The organism is Flindersiella endophytica (genome assembly GCF_054779015.1).
The window spans coordinates 34,658-55,550 of the sequence record NZ_BAAGYY010000008.1 but is presented as its reverse complement, the minus strand read 5'-3'; the positions used below and the strand labels follow the sequence as shown (position 1 = coordinate 55,550).

At 69.7% G+C, this 20,893-nt stretch carries 13 protein-coding genes; 6 read left to right on the top strand and 7 right to left on the bottom strand.

From position 1 onward, the window contains the following. Nucleotides 1-68 precede the first annotated feature (68 nt). From ACYVF6_RS05250 to ACYVF6_RS05240, 3 genes are all read left to right on the top strand, one after another. The gene (locus ACYVF6_RS05250) at nucleotides 69-893 is read left to right on the top strand and encodes a nitroreductase/quinone reductase family protein (RefSeq protein WP_460516379.1); all 825 of its coding nucleotides are present in this window, start codon (nucleotides 69-71) and stop codon (nucleotides 891-893) included. 61 nt (nucleotides 894-954) lie between these two features. After that, on the top strand, nucleotides 955-1,680 hold the full coding sequence (locus tag ACYVF6_RS05245; RefSeq protein ID WP_460516376.1) for a lysoplasmalogenase: 726 nt from the start codon (nucleotides 955-957) through the stop codon (nucleotides 1,678-1,680). 110 nt (nucleotides 1,681-1,790) lie between these two features. Beyond that, nucleotides 1,791-4,862, top strand: a complete 3,072-nt coding sequence (locus ACYVF6_RS05240; RefSeq protein ID WP_460516373.1) for a discoidin domain-containing protein — start codon at nucleotides 1,791-1,793, stop codon at nucleotides 4,860-4,862. A gap of 88 nt (nucleotides 4,863-4,950) precedes the next feature. Here ACYVF6_RS05240 and ACYVF6_RS05235 read toward each other — a convergent pair whose 3' ends face one another. The 7 genes from ACYVF6_RS05235 to ACYVF6_RS05205 form a co-directional block, all read right to left on the bottom strand. Beyond that, the gene (locus ACYVF6_RS05235) at nucleotides 4,951-6,708 is read right to left on the bottom strand and encodes a periplasmic substrate-binding domain-containing protein (RefSeq protein ID WP_460516370.1); all 1,758 of its coding nucleotides are present in this window, start codon (nucleotides 6,706-6,708) and stop codon (nucleotides 4,951-4,953) included. 320 nt (nucleotides 6,709-7,028) lie between these two features. Beyond that, nucleotides 7,029-9,047: a hydantoinase B/oxoprolinase family protein gene (locus ACYVF6_RS05230; RefSeq protein ID WP_460516367.1), complete on the bottom strand. Its 2,019-nt coding sequence runs from the start codon at nucleotides 9,045-9,047 to the stop codon at nucleotides 7,029-7,031. After that, nucleotides 9,037-11,115: a hydantoinase/oxoprolinase family protein gene (locus ACYVF6_RS05225; protein WP_460516364.1), complete on the bottom strand. Its 2,079-nt coding sequence runs from the start codon at nucleotides 11,113-11,115 to the stop codon at nucleotides 9,037-9,039. Before ACYVF6_RS05225 ends, ACYVF6_RS05230 begins: the two co-directional genes overlap by 11 nt. A 10-nt stretch (nucleotides 11,116-11,125) precedes the next feature. Beyond that, nucleotides 11,126-11,917: an ABC transporter permease gene (locus ACYVF6_RS05220; protein WP_460516362.1), complete on the bottom strand. Its 792-nt coding sequence runs from the start codon at nucleotides 11,915-11,917 to the stop codon at nucleotides 11,126-11,128. Then, complete coding sequence (locus ACYVF6_RS05215) at nucleotides 11,910-12,797, bottom strand: ABC transporter permease (RefSeq protein ID WP_460516359.1); 888 nt, start codon at nucleotides 12,795-12,797, stop codon at nucleotides 11,910-11,912. The genes ACYVF6_RS05220 and ACYVF6_RS05215 overlap by 8 nt, the downstream gene beginning before the upstream one ends. Then, nucleotides 12,794-13,831, bottom strand: coding sequence for an ABC transporter ATP-binding protein (locus ACYVF6_RS05210; protein WP_460516356.1), 1,038 nt, complete (start codon nucleotides 13,829-13,831; stop codon nucleotides 12,794-12,796). The genes ACYVF6_RS05215 and ACYVF6_RS05210 overlap by 4 nt, the downstream gene beginning before the upstream one ends. Continuing rightward, nucleotides 13,828-14,934, bottom strand: a complete 1,107-nt coding sequence (locus ACYVF6_RS05205; RefSeq protein WP_460516353.1) for an ABC transporter substrate-binding protein — start codon at nucleotides 14,932-14,934, stop codon at nucleotides 13,828-13,830. The genes ACYVF6_RS05210 and ACYVF6_RS05205 overlap by 4 nt, the downstream gene beginning before the upstream one ends. Nucleotides 14,935-14,981: 47 nt before the next feature. On the opposite strand from ACYVF6_RS05205, the gene ACYVF6_RS05200 reads away from it, so the two are divergent. Genes ACYVF6_RS05200 through ACYVF6_RS05190 form a run of 3 tightly spaced genes read left to right on the top strand, consistent with a single transcriptional unit; the run spans nucleotide 14,982 to nucleotide 20,761 of the window. Continuing rightward, nucleotides 14,982-16,886: an FAD/NAD(P)-binding protein gene (locus ACYVF6_RS05200; RefSeq protein ID WP_460516350.1), complete on the top strand. Its 1,905-nt coding sequence runs from the start codon at nucleotides 14,982-14,984 to the stop codon at nucleotides 16,884-16,886. Between the two features lie 32 nt (nucleotides 16,887-16,918). Further along, nucleotides 16,919-17,488 (top strand): P-loop nucleotide/nucleoside kinase family protein, encoded by a 570-nt coding sequence (locus ACYVF6_RS05195; RefSeq protein WP_460516347.1) that lies wholly within the window; start codon nucleotides 16,919-16,921, stop codon nucleotides 17,486-17,488. 45 nt (nucleotides 17,489-17,533) lie between these two features. Continuing rightward, the gene (locus ACYVF6_RS05190; protein ID WP_460516344.1) at nucleotides 17,534-20,761 is read left to right on the top strand and encodes a LamG-like jellyroll fold domain-containing protein; all 3,228 of its coding nucleotides are present in this window, start codon (nucleotides 17,534-17,536) and stop codon (nucleotides 20,759-20,761) included. Nucleotides 20,762-20,893 lie beyond the last annotated feature (132 nt).

Genomic DNA, 20,893 nt, shown 5'->3' with positions numbered 1-20,893 from the left:
TGCTTCACATTTCGCGGCTTCGCCGCGCCCAGCTCTCACTCACCCTCACAAGGAGAACGACTACATCCATGCCCAATTTCAACCAGCAGATCATCGACGAGTTCCGCGCGAACGCGGGTGAGGTCGGTGGTCCGTTCGAGGGCGGCCGCCTGCTGCTGCTCACCACCACCGGCGCCAGGACCGGCGCCAAGCACACCACGCCGCTGGCCTATCTGCCCGACAGTGCCGAACGCGTCCTGGTGATCGGATCCGCCGCCGGCTCGGACAAGCACCCGGACTGGTACCACAACCTGCTGGCCGATCCGCGGGCCGTGATCGAGACCGGGCTGTTCACCTACGACGCGAAGGCCACCGTGCTCACAGGAGCCGAGCGCGACCAGGCGTTCGCCCGTGCCGCCGAAGCGAATCCGGGCTGGGCGGCCTACCAGGCCAAGACCTCCCGCGTGATCCCCGTCGTCGCGCTGGCGCAGGCGGGTGGCGGCGGGCCACGCGGTGGCTCGTTCGGCGAGCTGCTCGTACGCATCCACACGGCGTTCCGGCGTGAGCTCGCGCTGATCAGGCGCGAGCTCGCGGAGTCCGGAAGCTCCGGCCCCGGCCTGGGCGCGCAACTGCGGATCAACTGCCTGACGTTCTGCCAGGGCCTGCACCATCACCACCTGGGTGAGGACACCGGCATCTTCCCGATGCTGGCCGAACGCTTCCCCGAGCTCGATCCGCCGCTGCGGAAGCTGCGGGTGGAACACGAGCGGATCGCGGCGCTGGTGGACGAACTGCAGCACGTCATCGCCGACGGCGACGGCGACCTGCTCGCCGAGGTCGACCGGCTGATCGAAACCTTGGAAGCACACCTGACATACGAGGAGAACCAGCTGATTCCGTTCCTCGACCGGTAATTCGGGCGCCTGGTCGCGTCTTTCCTGAGCGAGACACCCGCGATCACGCCAGGATTGGTCCATGAACGCTCGCCAACGACTGGACAAGCTGGCGCGCCGGGCCGGGGGCACCGCACGGGGACCGCTCGGTTCCGCGCCGGTACGAGGGGCGCTGGCCGTTGCGGGCCTCGCTTGCGCGGCGGGGCAGCTGATCGGCATCGTCGCCGACATCGAGTGGCTGAGGGTGGCCACCAAGCCACCGTTGATGCTCCTGCTCGCGGGCTACACCCTCAGCCGGCTGCGCCGCGAGCAGCTGCCGGCCGCCATACCCCTCCTCGCCGGCCTGGTGCTGGCCTCGGGTGGAGACACCGCGCTGCTCTTCGCAGGGCGAACGGCCTTTCTGATCGGGCTCCTGCTGTTCGCCGGCACGCACCTCTGCTACATCGTCGGCTGCCTCGGTCTCGGCGCCGGGCGCACGTTGCGCAGGCGCCCGTGGATCGCCGTGCTCACGATGGCGCTCTACGTGCCGATGGCGTACGTCACCTGGCAACGAGCCGGCGACCTGCGCTGGCCGCTGCTCGGGTACGGCCTGCTGCTGTTCGGCACGGTGGCCGTGGCGGTCGCGACCAACTGGGGCGTCGGTATTGGCGCGGTCCTGTTCGCCGCCTCCGACATCATGATCGGCCTGCGGGTGACGGGTCTCGAGTTTCCCCACCAGGACCTCGTCGTCATGGGTACCTACGTCGTGGCGCAGGTGCTGATCGCGTTCAACTGGCGGCCCGTCCCGCCATCGGACGGAGGGCGCTGACCGCCGACCGCGGCCGGTACGCCCGGCTTGCCCGGGTGCCGTCCCGGGAACGCTGGCCGTTCCCGGTCTGACCTCTGTCCACGAGTTCCAGATAATGTATGACTATTCCCATGGAGCTGGGTCCACGACACCGCCCGTACGCCACGCCGGCGGATCAGCGGGAACACGCACTGGGATGGCATCTCCGGCAGCGGCTGGTCCGCGTCCGCCGTTCGGTCGCGATGGTCGCCGTGCACACGGTCGTCGCCGCACTGGTGTCGGTCCCGTTCATGGTCGCGGAGAGCACTGGCACGCAGGTCGGACGGCAACCGGCCGGGCTGACGAACGCCGCCACCACGACGACCGGCATCACGATCGACGGCCGCGACCAGGGCCTGGCATTCGACGGCGTGGGCGGTGTGAGCGCCGGTGGGTCGTCCCGGCTGCTGCTCGACTATCCCGAGCGCGAGCGCGGCCAGATCCTGGACTATCTCTTCAAGCCCCGGTACGGCGCAGCCCTCGACATCCTCAAGGTCGAGATCGGCGGCGACGTGGACGCGACCGTCGGCTCCGAGCCCAGCCACATGCGCTCCCCCACCCAGGTCGACTGCGGCCTCGGCTACGAGTGGTGGCTGATGCGCGAGGCGAGGAAACGCAACCCCGCCGTCACGTTCTACGGCCTGCCCTGGGGCGCACCCGGCTGGTTCGACGGCGGCTACTGGTCGCACGACCGGGTGGAGTACCTCGTCGAGTGGCTGAAGTGCGCCAGGCAGAACGGCTTCACGATCGACTACCTCGGCGGAGCCAACGAGAGCGGCTTCAACCGCGACGTCTACGTCCAGCTCTCGGACGCCCTTTCCGCCAATGGCTTCGGCGACGTCCAGATCGTCGCCAGCGACAACCACAACCCGCCGGACTACTGGTTCCCCGCGCCACAGATCCAGGCCGATCCCGAACTGGACGACGCGATCGACGTACTCGGCGAGCACGACGTCTGCGAGTGGCGTACGTTGCAGCGCCAGTGTCACGTCAGCGCGGCCGCCCGCGCGCTCGGCAAGCCGTTGTGGGACAGCGAGAACAGCACGCAGGACTACGACATCGGGCCCGGCCCGCTCGCCAGGGCGATGAACCGGCACTACATCGACGGCCGGATCACCGGAAACCTCAACTGGGCCCTGCTCGCCGCGTGGTACGACAACTTCCCGATCGGCGGCACCGGGCTGCTCACCGCCGAACGGCCGTGGTCCGGCTTCTACGAGATCGGGCCGAGCGTCTGGGTCGACGCGCACACGACGCAGTTCACCGATCCGGGCTGGCGCTACCTCGACGACGCCAGCGGCTACACCACCGGCGGTGCGAGCTACGTCAGCCTGCGCTCGCCGCAGCGTTCGTCCCCGTCCGCCGCCGACTACACGACCGTGGTCGAGACGCTCGACTCCACCGGGGCCGAGACGCTGCGGTTCGACGTGACCGGAGGCCTGTCGACCGCGCCCGTCCACGTCTGGTCGACCGACCTGACCACCACGACCACGGACGACGACTTCGTACACCAGCAGGCGATCCGGCCGAGGAACGGCTCGTACGAGCTGACCGTCGAGCCCGGTCACGTGTACACGCTCTCGACGACGACCGGACAGGCGAAAGGCGCGGCCCGGCCGGCGGCGGATCCGGGCGCGCAGCTGCCCGTTCCGTACCGCGAGACCTTCGAACGGGCCGGCTCGCTCGGGCTCGCGCGCTACTTCGCAGACGTGCACGGCGGGTTCGCGGCGGCGCCGTGCGAGGGCCGCGCCGGCACGTGTTACGAGCAGCAGGTGGTGGTGCAGCCGCTCAGCTGGCACGGCGTGACCATCCCGCCGACCACGATGGTGGGCGACCCGCGCTGGTGGGGCGACTACGAGGTCGGCGTCGACGCGCGGCTCGACCAGCCGGGGTCGGTCGAGCTGCTCGGCCGGGTCGACAGCCAGCAGCACAACGCGTCCGGCTACCACCTGCAGGTCGCCGACACCGGCGCCTGGACGCTGTTCACGCAGGACGTGCAGGGACGCGATCGTACGTTGGCCTCCGGCACTGTCGCCGGTGGTGACGCCGGTGGTGACGCTGTTGGCGCCGGCACCTGGCATCGGCTCGGCCTGCGCTTCCAGGGCGAGGAGATCTCCGCGCTGCTCGACGGCCAGGTGCTCGCGACCGTCCGCGACGCGAGCCACACGACCGGGCAGGCCGGGCTGCGGGTCGGCGGGTGGCAGCGCGCGCAGTTCGACAACCTGAGCGTCACGCCGACCCGGCCGTGGCCGGCGTTCGTCCGGCACTCGGGCATGACCGCGACAGCCACCAGCGAGCACGCCGCCAACGACTTCGGCCACAGCTACCCGGCCCGGCACGCGATCGACGACCGGCTCTGGTCGACGTGGCGTTCGGAGTACTCGCCGCTCGCGCAGCTGCCGCAGGCGCTCACGCTCGACCTCGGCACATCGACGACGGTCGGCGGTGTGACGTACACGCCGTCGGTGACGTCGACGGCCGGCGCGGTGACGGCGTACACCGTGTACGCCAGCGAGGACGGCCGGAGCTTCTCCAAGGCGGCCGAGGGATTCTGGGAGGCGACGCTCGCGACCAAGACCGCGCCGCTCCCCCGGCCGGTGCGGGCACGGTACGTCCGGCTGGAGGCGAGCGCGGTGAACGGCTGCCCGCGCTCCGCGACGGCGGCGGAGATCGGCGTCTCCCGGACGGCCCTGCCGGCGCTCGGAGTGGGCACGCCGCCGGACGAGGAGGTGCCGCGCTTCCCGCACGTAGTGCCGCAGTCGGAGATGACCGCCTCGGCGACGAGCCAGCAGCCGGGATACGAAGCGGGCAAGGCGATCGACGGCGACTGCGGCACGATGTGGCACGAGTCGTGGAGCCCGTACACGCCGCCACCGCAGTCGCTGACGCTGGACCTCGGCCGCGACTATCAGGCGATCGCTCTGCAGTACCAGCCACGCCAGGACGGCAACCCCAACGGCGTCATCACGTCGTACGCGATCGAGGTCAGCCAGGACGGAACGACATACACCGAGGTGGCCGCCGGAAGCTGGGCCGGCGACGGCACGACCAAGACCGTGGAGTGGCCGGCGGCAGCGGCGCGCTACGTCCGCCTGGTCGCCAAGGCGGGCGGGAACGGACATGTCTCCGCAGCCGAGATCACAGTCGCCCACACCGGACAATGAACCCGGCCTGAAACGCCTGTGGGCGGGAACGCCCCCGTGACGCTCCCGCCCGCAGGCTTTGTGCCTGTCTGTGGCTACTTCTCTGTGCCTACTTCTTCACGTACATCTCGGAGAACGTCGGCATGCCAGCGAACTGGCTCCACACGACGTTGCCGATCTTCGAGCCGTGGACGATGGCGTTGCCGCCGGTACCTGTCGGGATGATCGGGATGTACTCCTCCATCAGCTTCTTGTCCAAGGCGCCCCAGGCCGCGGGGGCCTGGTTGGCCGGGAGCTTCATGATCCGGTTGATCTCGTCCTGCAGCCACTGGAACTCAGGCAGCATCGGGTACGACGGATTCGGCCCGCCCTCGTTCAGCGACTGCGCGGGCAGCCACTGAGCCGGGAACACCGACGATGCGGCGTTCCAGTCCAGGCACCAGCCACCGCCGGTACGCATGTTCGCCTTGCTGTTCGGGTCGCTGTTGATCGTGCGGGTCTGCGCACTGGTCACGGGGATCGCGTTGACCTTGAAGCCGGCGTCGGTGAGGCCCTTCTTCAGCGCCAGTGACCCGTCGACCGTCAACGGGTTCTCGGAGTTGTAGTAGTAGGTCAGTTGGAAGCCGACAGCATCGGCCTCCTGGAGCAGCTTCTTGGCCGCTTCAGGCTTGCCAGGGCCGGTGCCTCCCGTGCCGAACACGTCGTACTTCTGGACGCCCTTCAGCACCGGTGTGAGGATGCCCCACGACGGGTCCCACGTCACGCCCGGGATCACACCACTGGCCGTGTTGATCTGGTCGTACGGGTACGCGAGCCCGATCGCCTTGCGGACCTTGATGTCCTTGATCTTGCGTAGGTCGAGGTAGACGTAACCGATACAGGAGTCCGGGCCCTGCACGATCCGGTCCGGCGCGTCCTGCTTGGCGAGCGTGTAGTCCTCAGGGCTCAGGTTGCTGTAGGTGATCGCGGTCTCGTCCGGGCCGTTGTCCGCGATCAGTGCCTTGTTGAACACCGTGGGGTCCTGGTTGAACTTGAAGACGAACCCGTCGGGGTACTGGTGACGTACCGGGTCGGTCTTCGGGTCCCAGTACTTGTTTCGCTCGAGCTCGAGCGAAACGCCAGGCGTGTACTTCTTGAACTTGTACGGACCCGTCGCCATCGGATGGTTGCCGTAGTCGGTCTTGTTGTCCTTTACCTTCGGGATGCCCGTAAACGACGGGAAAGAGGCGTAATAGGACATGTCCGAGAACGACAGCGCGAGCTTCACGCGGATCGTCTTGTCGTCCGGCGTGCTGACCGCCGGGAAGTTGTCGCCCGACTTGTACGGGCCGTCGTATTTGTCGCCGCCGGCGAAGAAACCCTTCGAATACGGCGGACCGTCCGGCAGTTCGGCGACCGCGAGTTGCCGCTTCATCGCGTACGCGACGTCAGCCGCCTTGACCGGCGAGCCGTCCTCGTATTTCAGGCCGTCACGAAGCGTCCACTCCCACTGGGTGAAGTCCTTGTTGGGACGCCCCAGGTCGGTGGCCATGTCGGGCACGAGCACGGACTTGCCGTTGACGTTCTTCAGCGCGGTCAGGCTGCGCGTGACCAGCGACATGATCTGCAGGGAGTCGGTGAAATAGACCCGGGTTGGGTCGAACGTGTCGGGCGTCGAACTGGTGACGACGGTGACCGTACCGCCTTTCTGGGCGCCCTTGACCTCCTCTGCCGGCACTGGTGGATTCGCCCAGGTCGCCCCGATTTCTGCTTTCTGGGAGGTCGACGGCTCAGGCGAGGTGCCGGGTCCTCGATCGGCGGGTGAGTTGCACGCCGCCGCGGCCAGAGCCAGGGCTCCGGCAAGCGCTGCGTACCTCTTCCATCGCATTAGATAATCCCCTCCATGCGTTACTGCGAGCCGCTCCGGCAACCGAATCGCGCATACGGATCTGACTCCTGAACCCATATTGGTCAGGAGGTGAGAATGCGCTTGCCAGAGATCGGCTTATACCGCATTCGATCTTCTCATCGCAGCTAGATCCGGTGCGCATCGAGCGCATATCAAAGGGATCTCGAGTTCGAAACAATTCGTCGCAGCAGCGATCACTATCTGAAAAATGCGACCTCGAATTGCGGGGTCTCAGGCTACCTAATCGAAGACACGTTTACGTAACGCTCCGGCCGAATATGTATATCGAATCGCATTGACTACAGCGCGTCGAGCCGTGATCGCAAAAGCAGGCGGGCGGCGGTTGTCTGTTCCGCCGTCGCGGGGGCCTTCGGGAATCCGGGCGGGAGCTCGGCCAGGACGTCGGCGTAGAGGGCGGCCCGGGTCGGGTAGCGGCGGGGCAACGGCAGCCGGAACAACGCCGCCACCAGGCGGTCGACCGTGTCGGTGTCGAACACAGACTCCCAGGCCTGCCGTTCCGGGCCGAACTCCACGCCCGGCGCGCCCGGAGGCGTAGCCGCCGAATGAGCAGAGTCCCGGGGCAGGGATCGCATCCGCACCGTCGCCGGTTCGTCGACCGAACCGTCGGCGATCACGACGCCGTACTCACGCGCGGCGGAGGCAGCCGAGACGACACCACGTTCGACGTCGCGAAGGACGGAGGAGGGATCGCGCCGGAACGGGTCGCCGTAGCCGCCGGCGCCCGAGGTCAGCAGCGTCACGACGTCGCCCGCACGCAGCGGAAGGACGTCGATCTTGTCGTGGTGGCGTTCGGCGCCGGTTCCAGGGTTGACGATCAGCTCGGTCGCCGCTCCCGGCCGCCCGCCGCGGACGCCCCAGGGCCGGAAGCAGAGCCGCTCCATGCCGCGCGCCAGCAGCCGGGAGCCCTCCCCCAGCACCCGGAACGTCAGCTCCAGCCCGCAGCCGCCGCGCCACTCGCCCGCGCCGCCGGAGTCGCGCCGCAGGCCGTACCGCAGGATCTCCACGCCGATCTCGGTCTCGACGGTCTCGACCGGGTTGTTCGACAGGTTCGAGATTCCGCTGTCGCGCCCGTCGACGCCATCGGCGCCGAGCCGCGCACCCGTGCCGCCGACCATCGGCTCGAGCACCTGGACGTTCTGCCCGCCGGCGCTCTGCTCGGCGACCACCACCGGCACGACCAGCCCGCTCGACGCCGCCGGCAGCACCGACGGCGCGGCGAGTCCGAGCGCGCCACCGATCGCGTCGTTGACCCGGGACGCCGCCGCGTGCCGGACACCGACCGCGGCCGGCCGGACGGGGTTGACCAGCGAGCCCTCCGGCGCCACCACCGACAACGGCGCGATGAGCCCCGCGTTCAACGCGATCGACGGCTCCAGCGTGCAGATCAGCGCCAGCACCCGCGTCGTGATCCAGGCGTGGACGGTGCCGAGCGTCGCGATGTTGAACGCGGCCGCCACCTGCGGATCGGTCCCGGTGAAGTCCAGCAGCAGCTCGCCCTCGCCCGACAACGTGGCCGTCACCGAGATGCGTACGGGCACCGGCGAAACCGCGTCGTCGTCGAGGTAGTCGACGAAGCGGTAGGTGCCCGAGCCCAGCCGCGCCAGCGCCGCCCGTGCCTTCCGCGCGGTCAACTCGACCAGATCCGACTGTGCCGCCAGCAGTGTCGTGACCCCGTGCTGCGAGATCACGCCGGCCAGCCGTTCCCGCCCGGTACGCAGTGCCGCCCGCATCGCCTGGATGTCGCCGACGTTGGCTTCGGGTGTACGGCTGTTCGCGCGCAGGAACGCCTCGACCGACCGGTCCGGCTCCCCCGCCCGCACCAGCTTGACCGGCGGAATCTGCAGGCCCTCCTGGTAGATCTCGTCGTTGATCGGAGACAGGCTGCTCGGCACCCGGCCGCCGATGTCGGAGCAGTGGATGAACGCCCAGCCGTAGCCGACGACCGAACCCTCGTGGAAATACGGCTCGATCACCTGGATGTCGGTCAGGTGGGTGGCGAGCCCGCCGGAGTGGTACGGGTCGTTGGTGATGATGACGTCGCCCGGCTCCAGCGGGCTGGATGTGCCGATGGCCGAACGGACGGCCGTCAGCACGTTCAGACCGACGAAGCCGGACACACCGATCCCCTGTGGGTAGGCGACGAAACCGCCGTCGACGCCCGCGAACGCGCAGCAGAAGTCGGCGGTCTCCTTGACGTAGAGGGACCTGCTGGTCCGCTGCAACGTCAGACACATCTCCTCGGTCAGCGCGCCCAGCTGGTTGCCGAGGATCTCCACCGTGACCGGGTCAAGCCGCATCGGGTTGTGCCTTTCGAAGGTGCAGGTTGGCCGACTCGTCGACGAGGGCGGACCAGCCAAGCGGCACGAGGACGGTCGTGTCGTCCTGCTCGACCACAGCCGGGCCGTCGAACCGGTCACGCGAACGCAGCGCGTCCCTGGCGTAGACAGCGGCGTCGTGCCAGCCGTCACCCAGCAGCACCCGGCGCCGGCCGGACGGACTCGGCGCGCCGGAGCCGGCCGGCAGGAGTGGGGTGGGCCCCTGCGGCCGGAGGCCGTGGGAGCCGGATGAACACAGTGCCGTGGCCGCGCGGATCCGGGGAACGCGGCCGACAGCCGCCAGCCGAGCGGTGCCGAGCTCGATCGGCGCATCGGCGTCGCGGAAGCCGTACAGCCGTTCGTGTTCGGCGTGGAACGCCTCCGCGACAGCCGCCGCGCCGAGGTCTCCGGCATCGAGCCCGACCTGCAGCTCGTACGCCTGTCCGGAGTAACGCATGTCGGCAGCGCAGGTGAACTCCGGTGTCGCCGAGCCCTGCTCCTCCAGCCACACCATGGCCTGTGCCTCCAGGTCGGCCAGAACCGAAGCCAGCAAGGCGGATCCGGCCTCGTCGAGCCGCCGGCGCAGGCTGCGCGCGAAGTCGCGGCGCAGGTCGGCGACTGCCGCGCCGAGCGCACAGAACGTCGCCGCCGCCGGTGGCACGACGATGTGCGCGATGCCCACCTCGTCGGCCAGCAACGCCGCGTGCGTCGGGCCGGCACCGCCGAACGGCACCAGCGCGAACGTCCGCGGGTCGAGCCCGCGCTGTGCCATCAGCTTCTGCAGCTCGGTCGCCATGCCGGCGGTCGCCACCCGCAACGCCGACGCGGCCAGCGTATGAGCATCCTGCCCGAGCCTGGAACCCAACTCCGCAAGGGCGTCCGCGCTCGCGGCGATGTCGAGCTTCATCCGGCCGCCGAGGAACGTCGCCGGGTCGATGATGCCGGTCGCGAGGTAGGCGTCGGTCACGGCCGGCCGGTCGCCGCCGCGACGGTACGCGACCGGACCGGGATCGGCGCCCACACTGGCCGGACCGACCTTCAGCACACCCTGCTCGTCGACCCAGATCACCGAGCCGCCACCCGCGCCGATCGCGCTCACCGCGACCACCGGCACGATCAGCGGCAATCCGCCCACCGTCGTGTGCGTCGCGAGCTCGGGCCGGCCCTCGACGACCACCGCGATGTCGCTGCTGGTGCCGCCCATGTCGAACGTCACCACGCCAGGATGTGTCTCAGCCAGCCCGGCCGCTTCGGCCATCCGGGCCGCCGCCGTGACGCCGGACGCCGGACCGGACAGCACGGTCTCGATCGGCCGGTCCGCGGCCGAACGCAGGCTGAGCGAGCCGCCGTTGGAGGCGGTGATGAACACAGGCGCGGTTACACCGAGGTCGGCCAGCCGCCGTTCCAGCCGGTCGAAGTAGTCGCGCATCAACGGCTGGATATAGGCGTTGAGGCAGGCGACCAGGGCGCGTTCGTACTCGCGTACCTCCGGCCAGATCACTGCAGAGCCCGTGACCGGCAGCCCTGGCAGCCGGTCGGACAGCCGCGCGGCGAGGTCCGCCTCGAAGCCGGGGTTGGTGTAGCCGTGCAGGACCAGCACCGCGACCGCGTCGGCGTTCGTGGCTCTCAGCGAGTCGGCGACGCGGTCGAGCTCGGCGTTGTCCGGCGCGTCCACGATCCGGCCGCCGGGCCCGAGCCGGGCCGCGATCTCGACGATCCGGTCCCGCGGAACGAGCGGTTCTTCCTTGCCGGCATAGAGATCGAACGACGACGGCATCCGGCTGCGACCGATCTCGAGCACGTCGCGGTAGCCGGCGGTCACGACCAGCGCGATCCGTGCACCCTTGCGCTGGATGATGGCGTTCAGCCCGATCGTCGTTCCGTGCGAGACGTGCGAGATCTCGCCGGCGCGCTGGAGCACCGCCAGCCCGTCGGCGACCGCTCGCGACGGGTCGTCCGGCGTGCTGGGCTCCTTGTGGTGCAGCACACCGCCCGGAGTGACGGCGACCAGGTCGGTGAACGTTCCGCCGACGTCGATGCCGACTCTCACAGTGCTTCTCTCACAGGGCCTCCGAGATCTTCGCGAAGCGGTCGGCGAGCAGCATCACCACGACGCTCGCGGCCATCAGCAGCGTCGACACCGCGGCCATCGACGGGTCGAGCTGGAACTGCACAGCCGAGAAGATCCGCAGCGGCACGGTCGTGGTGTTCGCGCCCGCGACCAGCGCGCTGACCGCGACCTCGCCGAGCGACGTCACCGCGGCCAGCATCGCGCCCGCGAGGATGCCGGGCCGCAGCAGCGGCAGCGTGACCGTCCAGAACACACGCAGCCGGTGCGCGCCGAGGCTGGCGGCGGCTCGTTCGAGCGCGGGGTCGAGCTGGGCGGCGCTGACCATGACCGCGCGTACGACGAACGGCAACGCCACGACCGAATGCGCCAGCCACAGCCCGGTGACGGTGTTGATCAGCCCGAGGCCGTGGAAGTAGTAGAGCAACCCGAGCGCGGTGATCACCTCGGGCACCATCAACGGCGACAGCGCGAGACCCTGCAGCAGCCCGCGGCCCGGGAAGCGGCCACGGGCCAGGCCGTACGCCGCCAGCGTCCCGATCACGACGGTCGTCGGCGTCACCAGCAGCACCAGCAGGCCGGACAGGCGGAACGACACCAGCCAGTCGGGCGAGGTGAGCACCGCGTCGTACCACCGCAGCGAGAAGCCGGTCGGCGGGAACGCCACGGAGTCGCGCGGGTTGATCGAGCTGACGACGAGCACGACGAGCGGCGCGAGCAGGAACGCGAACACCAGCCAGGCAGAGACTGTGCCTATCTGTTTGGGCCCGACCCACTTAGCCATACAGCCTCCGCTCGTACGAACGGAAGATGCCGCCGAGCACGGTCACCGACAGCAGTGTCAAAGCCAGCAAGGCGAAACTCAGTGCGGCCGCCACGGGGTAGTTGAAGACGGACGTCACCTGGTCGTAGACGCGAATGCCGGCCAGGGGCTCGGTGACGCCGCCGACCAGCAGCGGCGTGATGTAGATGCCCATCGCCAGCGCGAACACGATCAGCCCACCGGTGACGGCACCGGGCAGGCTGAGCGGGACGGTCACGCGCAGGAACGTGCGGACCGGTCCGGCGCCGAGGATCTGCGAAGCCCGGCCGAGGTTGTCGTCGACGCCGCCGAGCGCGGTCGTGAGCGGCAGGATCGCGAACGGCAACAGCACATGGGTCACGGCGATCACGACCGCGGGATAGCTGGTCAGCAGCTGGGCCGGCTGGTCGCGCAGGCCGAGGGCGACGATCGCGCGGTTGACCAGACCGTTGCCGGACAGCAGCACGACCCAGCCGTAGGTACGGACGACCACGCTGGTCAGCAACGGCGAGATGACGATGACGAACAGGATCGTGCGCACGGTGCCGGGCTTGCGGTGGGCGAGGTAGTACGCCGCCGGATAGGCCAGCAGGACGCAGAGGAGCGCGACGAGGACCGCGGTGACCAGCGTGTGCAGGAGGGCGCCGTAGAAATAGGACTCGGTGAAGACCCTGGTGTATTGCCCGAACGTGAAGCCGGGCAGCACCGCGTTGTAGGCGTCGACCGGGCGGAAGCTCAGCCGCAGCAACTGGACGAGCGGAACCAGGAACAGCAGGCCGAGGAAGACGACCAGCGGCACGGTGTAGGCCGCGCCGGACCAGCGTCCACTCCGGCGACCACCCTGGCGCCCGTTCCGGCTCATGGCGCTGACTCCTGCGCCGGTTCCTGGGCCGGTTCCTGGGCCGGTCCCAGCGCGATGACGTCGGCGGGATCCCAGCTCAGCGTGACCTCGGTGCCGACCTCCGGCGGGTCGGCGGCGCCCACGCCCACGTCGGCCACGGAGACCTTGAGCGTGCCACCGTCGGCGAGCTCGACCTCGACATGCCAGGCGTCACCGGCGAACGCGCGGTAGCTGACGGCCCCCTGCCTGGAAGAGTCGCTCTCGGCAGCACCTCGAGGCGAAGCGATCCGGATGCGCTCCGGCCGCACCGCGACGAGCTCGCCGTCGTCCTCCAGCACGTTCGCCGCACCGATGAACTCGGCGACGAACCGGGTGCGCGGCCGCCGGTAGACCTCCTCCGGCGCGCCGAGCTGCTCGACCCGGCCCGCGTTCATCACGGCTACCCGGTCGGAGAGCGCGAGCGCCTCCTCCTGGTCGTGGGTGACGAACACCATCGTGGTGCCGACCTGCTGCTGCAGCGAGCGCAGCTCGACCCGCATCTCGCGGCGCAGCTTGGCGTCGAGGTTGGACAGCGGCTCGTCCAGCAACAGCACCGAAGGCCGGATCGCCAGCGCTCGCGCGATCGCCACCCGTTGCTGCTGCCCACCCGACAGCTGCCGCGGCCGCCGGTCGGCGAAGTCGGCGAGTCCGACCAGCCGCAGCGCCTCGGCCACTCGCGTCGCACGCTCCGAACGACCGGTCCTGCGCACCCGCAGCCCGTACGCCACGTTGTCCGCGACCGAAAGATGCGGAAACAGCGCGTAGTTCTGGAACACCATGCCGAGCCCGCGACGGTACGGCGGCAGCTCCGTCACGTCGTTGCCGTCGAGGGTGATCCGGCCGCGCTCCGGCGAGACGAAGCCCGCGAGGCAGTTGAGCAAGGTCGTCTTGCCACACCCGCTCGGGCCCAGGATCGACACGAATTCGCCCGCCTGGATCGACAGCTCGTCCAAGTCGAGGACGCGCGTGCCGTCGTAGCCCGCGGCCAGGTGCTGGATCTCTACGTGGCCGCTCACCCGAAGATCTGGTTCCAGCGCTGCTGCCACTCGTTGAGCCTGGGAGTGGCGGTTTCGTAGTCGACCCAGTTGAACTTCGCGAAGACCTCGGGGCCGTACTGGATACGGTCCTTGAACGCCTTGCTGTACTGGATGTGGTCGTTGCCCGCGGCGTACCACGTGCCCTCGGCGAACGGCTTCTGGTTCTTGGCAGCGGCCAGCACGTCGAGGAACTTGTCGGCGAGCTCGGGGTTGGAGGTGCCACTCGCGACGAAGTACGACGTGAGCGCGCCGACCGGGCCCGACTTCGGGTAGGCGAAGCCGACCGGATCGCCGGCCTGTTCCATCGCGAACGCGCGGCCGTCCCAGAACGGCACGATCCACGCGTCACCGTTCTGGATGACGGTCTGGACGTTGCCGGCATTGGCGGGGTTGGCCGAGACGCAGCCCTTCAACTGCTCCAGTTGCTTGAACGCCTTGTCGACCGCGGCCGGGTCGGACAGCGTGCCGCCGTTCTGCGCGACCAGTGCCGAGAAGAACTCCAGGCCGGGGTTGTAGGTCAGCGGCGGCAGCGCGACGTGCCCGCAGTATTCCTTGGAGAAGATGTCGTTCCAGTCCTTGGGCGGCGTCTTCACCTTGTCCGTGCGGTAGAGCAGACCGGTCGAGCCGGTGGTGAGCGGAACGCCGTACTGCTTGCCGTCGTAGCTCGACTTGCCGGCGAGAACCGTGTCGATCTGCTTCCAGTTCGAGAGCTTCGAGGTGTCGAGCGGCTCGAGCAAGCGGGCCTTGGCGGCGGGCAGCGAGGCGTCGGGCGTGAACGCGATGACGTCGAACGGCGGGTTCTTGCCTCCGGCCGAGCGCAGCTTGGTGAGCCACTCAGCGTTGGCGCCGTAGACGAGGTTGACCTTCGCGCCGGTCTGCTTCTCGAACGGCTCGACTATCGACTTCTTGAAGAGCTCACCCCAGGGACCGGCGAACGCGGTCACCGTCAACTCCTGCTTGGCGTCACCCTTGTCGCCGGACGTCGAGTCGGAGCTGGTGCCGGTGTCGACGCCCCCGCACGCGGCAAGAGCCAGCGCGGCGGCCGCACCAAGCCCGAGCGCACGAATAAGCGTGCCCTTCATGGTGTTCTCTCCTCCTGGAGACATACTGTCGAAAGCCCACTATACGGGTGGGTTTTTGTCACTCATCCGGGTTTGGGAGTTACGTGGTGGTTGACGCCGGTTCGGCGGTCGCGATCGTGGGCGCTGGACCGCGTGGCGTATCGGTGTTGGAACGCATCGCAGCCAGTGCTCCTGACCTGCTGGGTGGCAGGGCGCTCGAGGTCCATCTGGTCGACCCATACCCGCCTGGTGGCGGACATGTATGGCAATCCGGCCAACCTGGACACCTGCTGATGAACACCGTCGCCGCGCACGCGACCGTGTTCACCGACTCGAGCGTTCGCTGCGACGGTCCGATCCTGGCCGGGCCGACGGTGTATGAGTGGGCGAAGTCACACCGGCACGCCGATCCGGATCTCGCGGCAGAGGCGGAGGCGATGCTCCCGTGGTCGCATCCGACCCGCCGCTTCAACGGCCACTACCTGGCGTGGGCGTTCCAGCACGTGCTGGACGAACTGCCCTCGGGCGTACGCGCGATCGTGCACCCGCACCGGGCTGTTGCGATATCCGAGACGGCCGACGGCCGCCAGGTCCTCGGCCTGGAAGGCGTTCCGGACACGCTGGTTGTCGACGCCGTGGTGATCGCGACCGGGCACACACCGGTCGAGCCGACGCCGGACCAGGTCGAGCTCGCACGGTTCGCCGAGGAGAACGGGCTGGTCTACGTCGGCGCCGGCAACCCCGTCGACCTCGACCTCACGGGCGTCCGGGCCGGCGAACGCGTTCTGCTGCGCGGGCTCGGCATGAACTTCTTCGACATCGTCTCGCTGCTGACGGTCGGCCGCGGTGGCCGGTTCGTCCGTGCGGGCGACGGCCTCCGGTACGAGCCATCCGGCGCCGAACCGGTGCTGGTGCCGGGCTCCCGGCGCGGCGTGCCGTACCACGCGCGTGGGTCGTACGACGCGATGCCGCCGGTCCACAAGCCCTTGTTCTTCGACGATTCCGTGGTCGAGCAGCTGCGTTCGAGGGCGGGAACCGTCGACTTCCGGCGCGACCTCTGGCCCCTGATCGCCAAGGAGACCGCGTACGTCTACTACGGGATGCTGACCAGCTCGGACGACTTCCGCCGGCGGTTCGCCCGGCTGGACTGGGACAGCGAGCCGATGCGCAAGCTGATCGCGGCGGCCGTGCCGGACCCGTCGGCACGGCTCGACTTCGAACGGATCGACCACCCGCTCGGCGGCGAGTCGTTCGCCGGCCGGGACGCGCTGAACCGGCGGATCCTCGACCACCTGCGGACGGACGCCGCGCAGGCGAAGCACGCCTCGGCCAGCCCAATGAAGCACGCGATGACCGCGCTCGGCGCCACCCGGTCGCGGGTCCGGATCGTGGCCGAGCACGGCGGGCTGCGCGGGCGCTCGCACGTCGACGATCTCGACGGCTGGTTTCGGGGCTTCGCGGCGTCGGTGGGCAGCGGGCCTCCCGTCACGCGGATCGAGGAGTTGCTCGCGCTCGCCGACGCGGGACTGCTGGAGTTCGGCGGCCCCGGCTTCCGGATCACGGCCGACCGCGAGCGCTCGGTGTTCGCCGGCTCCTCGCCCCAGGTCGACGGGCCGCCGGTGCTCGCGGCCGCGGTCGTCGAGGCGTACCTGCCCGAGCCAGACCTGCGCCACACGGCCGATCCGCTGCTCAGGCAGCTCCGCGACACCGGCGTCTGCCGCCCGTACGTCCTCGCCGACCCCGCCGGACCGGTCGAGACCGGCGGCCTCGAGGTGACCGAAAGCCCTCACCACATCGTCGACGCGGCGGGCCGGGCGCATCCGCGGCGGTTCGCACTCGGCCTGCCGGTGGAGCCTGTGCACTGGGGAACGGCGATCGGCGCCATGGCCCGCGCCGGCGCCGACTTCCTCGTACAGACCGATGCCGTCGCGCGGGCGTTGTTGACCTGCGCGCGCGAACGTACCGTCCGATAATCGCCGGTGTGGGGTGGGGCAGGATCGGGCAGGTGACTCTTCTGCTGATCCAGCTCGCCGGAGCGCCCGGCTCGGGCAAGAGCACCCTGGCTCGCCGCCTGGCCGGGCGCTTCGACGCCACCGTGCTCGACACCGATGTCGTCAAGAGCGCGCTGCTCGCCGCCGACGTGCCGTGGAGCCTCGCGGGCAAGGCGGGATACAACGTGTTGTTCGCGCTCGCCGGCGACCTGCTGGAACAGGGCCGCAACGCGATCGTCGACAGCCCTTCGCACTACGACGTCATCCCGGCCAGGGGTGCCGCGATCGCCGCACGTCATCGGGCGGGCTACCGGTTCGTGGAGTGCGTCTGCGACGACTCCGCCGAGCTGCGGCGCCGGCTCACGACCCGGACGCCGCGGCCGAGCCAGATGCCCGATCTCGACCGGCTCCCCAGCGGAGCCGACGTCCCGTCGCCTGCCGTACGCGTCGGCGAGCACCGGTGGCAGACCTTCGGCCCGCCGGAAGGACACCTGGTCGTCGACTCCGCGCGGCCGCCGGACGCCGTGCTGGCCGACGCCGTGGCGTACATCGAGTCCGGCAGCGCGCCCGGCATCGGCGATTGACATCCGGCCGTCGCGCGTGTCTCTTCTAGACGGAAGGGAGCTGCGATGGCGGCCAACCGGAGAACGCTGCTCTACCTCACCCTGCTGGCGACTGTCGTGCTCGGCGTGCTGGCGCCGCTGAGCTCCGTACGGCAGGCGACCGCGGCGGCGCCCGAGCGACCCGGCCTGAGGGGCGACTACTACCTGAGCAGTGCGCCCGGCGCGTTCGACTTCGGCGAGCTGAAGGCGACCGTCGCCGATCCGAACCTCGAGTTCGCCGACCTCGAAGGCGTGTTCACCGAGCTGGCCGGACGAAACGACGACGTCACCGTGCGCTGGACCGGGCGGATCCAGCCGACCTACGACGAGACCTACACGTTCTCGATGATCGGCGACAACGGGTTCCGGCTCTGGGTCGACGGCCAGTTGCTCATCGACAACTGGCTCGACAACTGGGACGTCGAGCAGGTCGGCACGCCGATCGCATTGCGGGCCGGGCAGAAGTACGACATCAAGGTGGAGTACTTCGAGCACGTCGGCGGCTCCAACCTGCGCCTGCGCTGGCAGAGCGCCAGCCAGCCGAAGGCGATCGTGCCGGCGAGCGCGCTCACTCTCCCCGACGGCTTCGATCCGCCCGGACCCTACGTCGCCGGCCTCAGCGCCGCCGGCGACAGCGCCCGCCTGCGGTTCGGTGCTCCCCTTCGCGCACCGCTCCCCGCGAACGCCCCCCAGCACCTCGGTGTCACGGTCGCCGGCACGGCGTGGCCGGTCGAGGCCGCGCGCCTGGACGCCGGCGATCCCTCGGTTCTCCTGCTGTCGTTGACGTATCCGATCCCGGCCAAGGCGGGCAACACGATCCGCACGTCCTACGACGGCCAGGGCGGTCTCGCGTACGCGGACGGGACGATGCTCGAGGCGTACACCCGTGCGTTCGTGACCAACGACTCGACCTACACGCTCGGCACCCGATGGACCGGCGACGTGGATCCCAACCGGCCGTGGCAGGAGTACCCGCGTCCGCAGCTCGTCAGGGACCAGTGGCGAAACCTCAACGGGCGCTGGCAGTTCGCGGCCGCCGATGCCGGCGAAGCACCACCGATCGGGCGTACGCTCGCCGAACGGATCGTCGTGCCGTATCCCGTCGAGTCCACGCTGTCCGGACTGCAGCGGCCCGAGGACCGCATGTGGTACCGCCGCACGTTCTCCGTGCCGGGCACCTGGAAGGTCGGCTCCGCCCGACGGCTCGTGCTGCACTTCGACGCCGTCGACTGGCAGGCCACCGTCTACGTCAACGGCAAGCAGGTCACCGTACACAAGGGCGGCTACGACCGGTTCTCGGTCGACGTCACCGACGCCCTCGTCCGCGGTTCCACGCAGGAGCTGGTCGTCGGCGTCTACGACCCGTCCGACACCGCCCGGATCGCGGTCGGCAAGCAGCGGATCAACCCCGGAGGCATCTTCTACACAACGGTTTCCGGCATCTGGCAGTCGGTCTGGATGGAGCCGGTCGCGCCGGCCCACATCACCGGGCTGACGACCGCGCCGGACGTCGCGGGCCAGGCGCTCCGCCTGACGGTGAACGCCGGCGGGGCGACGGCCGGTCAGCTCGCCGTCGCGACCGCCAGGGACGGCAACCGCGTCGTCGGCCGGGTCACCGGCCCGGTGGGAACCGAGCTGCGGCTGCCGGTACCCAGGCCGAAGCTCTGGTCGCCGGACCGGCCGTTCCTCTACGACCTGACCGTCACGTTGGCAGGCGGCGACCGGGTCGACTCGTACTTCGGCATGCGAACGGTCGGCATCGGCACGGTCGCCGGCACCAGGCAACTGCTGCTGAACGGCAAGCCGGTGTTCCAGTTCGGCCCGCTCGACCAGGGATTCTGGCCGGACGGCATCTACACGCCGCCGACCGACGAGGCGATGAAGTACGACCTCGACCAGACCAAACGGCTCGGCTTCAACGCCGTCCGCAAGCACGTCAAGGTGGAGAACGACCGCTGGTACTACTGGGCCGACCGGCTCGGGCTGCTGGTGTGGCAGGACATGCCGGCGATGTTCGGGTCCAGCAACACGGAGGAACGACAGCAGTTCGAGACCGAGCTGCGCGCGATGGTCGACCAGCATCAGGCCAGCCCGTCGATCGTGATGTGGGTGACGTTCAACGAGAGCTGGGGCCAGTACGACCAGGCCCGGATCGCCGACACCGTAACGGCGTGGGACCCGACCCGGCTGGTCGACAACATGAGCGGCGTCAACTGCTGCGGCTCGGTCGACGGCGGCAACGGCGACGTCATCGACTCGCACGTCTACCCGGGGCCCGGCACACCGTTCGCACCGAGCGACACCAGGGCGTCCGTGCTCGGCGAGTACGGCGGCCTCGGGATGCCCGTGATCGGTCACACCTGGTCCGGCGGCGGCTGGGGCTACGCCGTCGAGCCGGATCCGGTCGCACTCACCAACCGGTACGTCTCGATGGCCGGCCGGCTGCGGCAACTGCGGTCGTGCCAGGGCCTGAGCGCCGCGATCTACACCCAGACCACCGACGTGGAGTCCGAGCTGAACGGGCTCATGACCTACGACCGCGCGCTCACCAAGCCGATCGTCGCCGACGTACGCGCGGCCAACCAGGCCGTGATCGCGGCGTCGCCGACCGATCCGCCGACGTTCCCGCCGGGTACGCCAGGCCTTACGGGCATAGGCTTCTGGCCGTTCGACGAGGGCAGCGGTACGGTCGCGGCCGACCAGGCCGGTGACCACGACGCGACGCTGGTGAACGGTCCGGCGTGGGTCAGCGGACGGTCGGGGTCGGCGCTGCAGTTCGCCGGCTCGCAGTCCGCCGACACCGGCGCCGGCATCCTCGACACCACCGGCAACTACAGCGTCTCCGCGTGGGTGAGGCTGGACAGCCTCGGCGGGTTCGCGACCGCCGTCAGCCAGGACGGCGACCAGAACAGCGCGTTCTTCCTGCAGTACTCCGGCGAGGACAACCGGTTCGCGTTCAGCTTCGTCGGCGGGCGCGCGCTCGCGCCGATCGCACCGGAGCCGGGCCGGTGGTACCACCTGGTCGGCGTTCGCGACGCCGCCGCCGGGCAGTTCAAGCTGTACGTCGACGGCGCTCCGGCCGGCACGGCGGCCAACCGGTGCGGCGAGGCGTCCGCCGGCCACACAGTGATCGGCCGCGGCAGGTACAACGGTGGACCCGTCGACTACTGGCGCGGCGCGATCGACCAGGTGCACGTCTACGACCGTGCACTGACCGACGCCGAGGTCAGCGCGCTCTACGCAGCGGGGAACTGAAGGCTCAGCGCTTGGAGACGTCGTAGGCCGGCGGCCACGTCGATCACCCGGTCGCCGGCGAACTCCTGCGCCGCACGGACAAGACGGCCGGCCCGGTGCCGCCGAGAGGCGACACCGGGCCAGCAGTGTGTC

Bases quoted from the DNA above. Each gene is read 5' to 3' on its own strand.
- ACYVF6_RS05250 (WP_460516379.1), top strand. From the start codon at position 69: ATGCCCAATTTCAACCAGCAGATCATCGACGAGTTCCGCGCGAACGCG.
- ACYVF6_RS05245 (WP_460516376.1), top strand. From the start codon at position 955: ATGAACGCTCGCCAACGACTGGACAAGCTGGCGCGCCGGGCCGGGGGC.
- ACYVF6_RS05240 (WP_460516373.1), top strand. From the start codon at position 1,791: ATGGAGCTGGGTCCACGACACCGCCCGTACGCCACGCCGGCGGATCAG.
- ACYVF6_RS05235 (WP_460516370.1), bottom strand. From the start codon at position 6,708: ATGCGATGGAAGAGGTACGCAGCGCTTGCCGGAGCCCTGGCTCTGGCC.
- ACYVF6_RS05230 (WP_460516367.1), bottom strand. From the start codon at position 9,047: ATGCGGCTTGACCCGGTCACGGTGGAGATCCTCGGCAACCAGCTGGGC.
- ACYVF6_RS05220 (WP_460516362.1), bottom strand. From the start codon at position 11,917: ATGGCTAAGTGGGTCGGGCCCAAACAGATAGGCACAGTCTCTGCCTGG.
- ACYVF6_RS05215 (WP_460516359.1), bottom strand. From the start codon at position 12,797: ATGAGCCGGAACGGGCGCCAGGGTGGTCGCCGGAGTGGACGCTGGTCC.
- ACYVF6_RS05205 (WP_460516353.1), bottom strand. From the start codon at position 14,934: ATGAAGGGCACGCTTATTCGTGCGCTCGGGCTTGGTGCGGCCGCCGCG.
- ACYVF6_RS05190 (WP_460516344.1), top strand. From the start codon at position 17,534: ATGGCGGCCAACCGGAGAACGCTGCTCTACCTCACCCTGCTGGCGACT.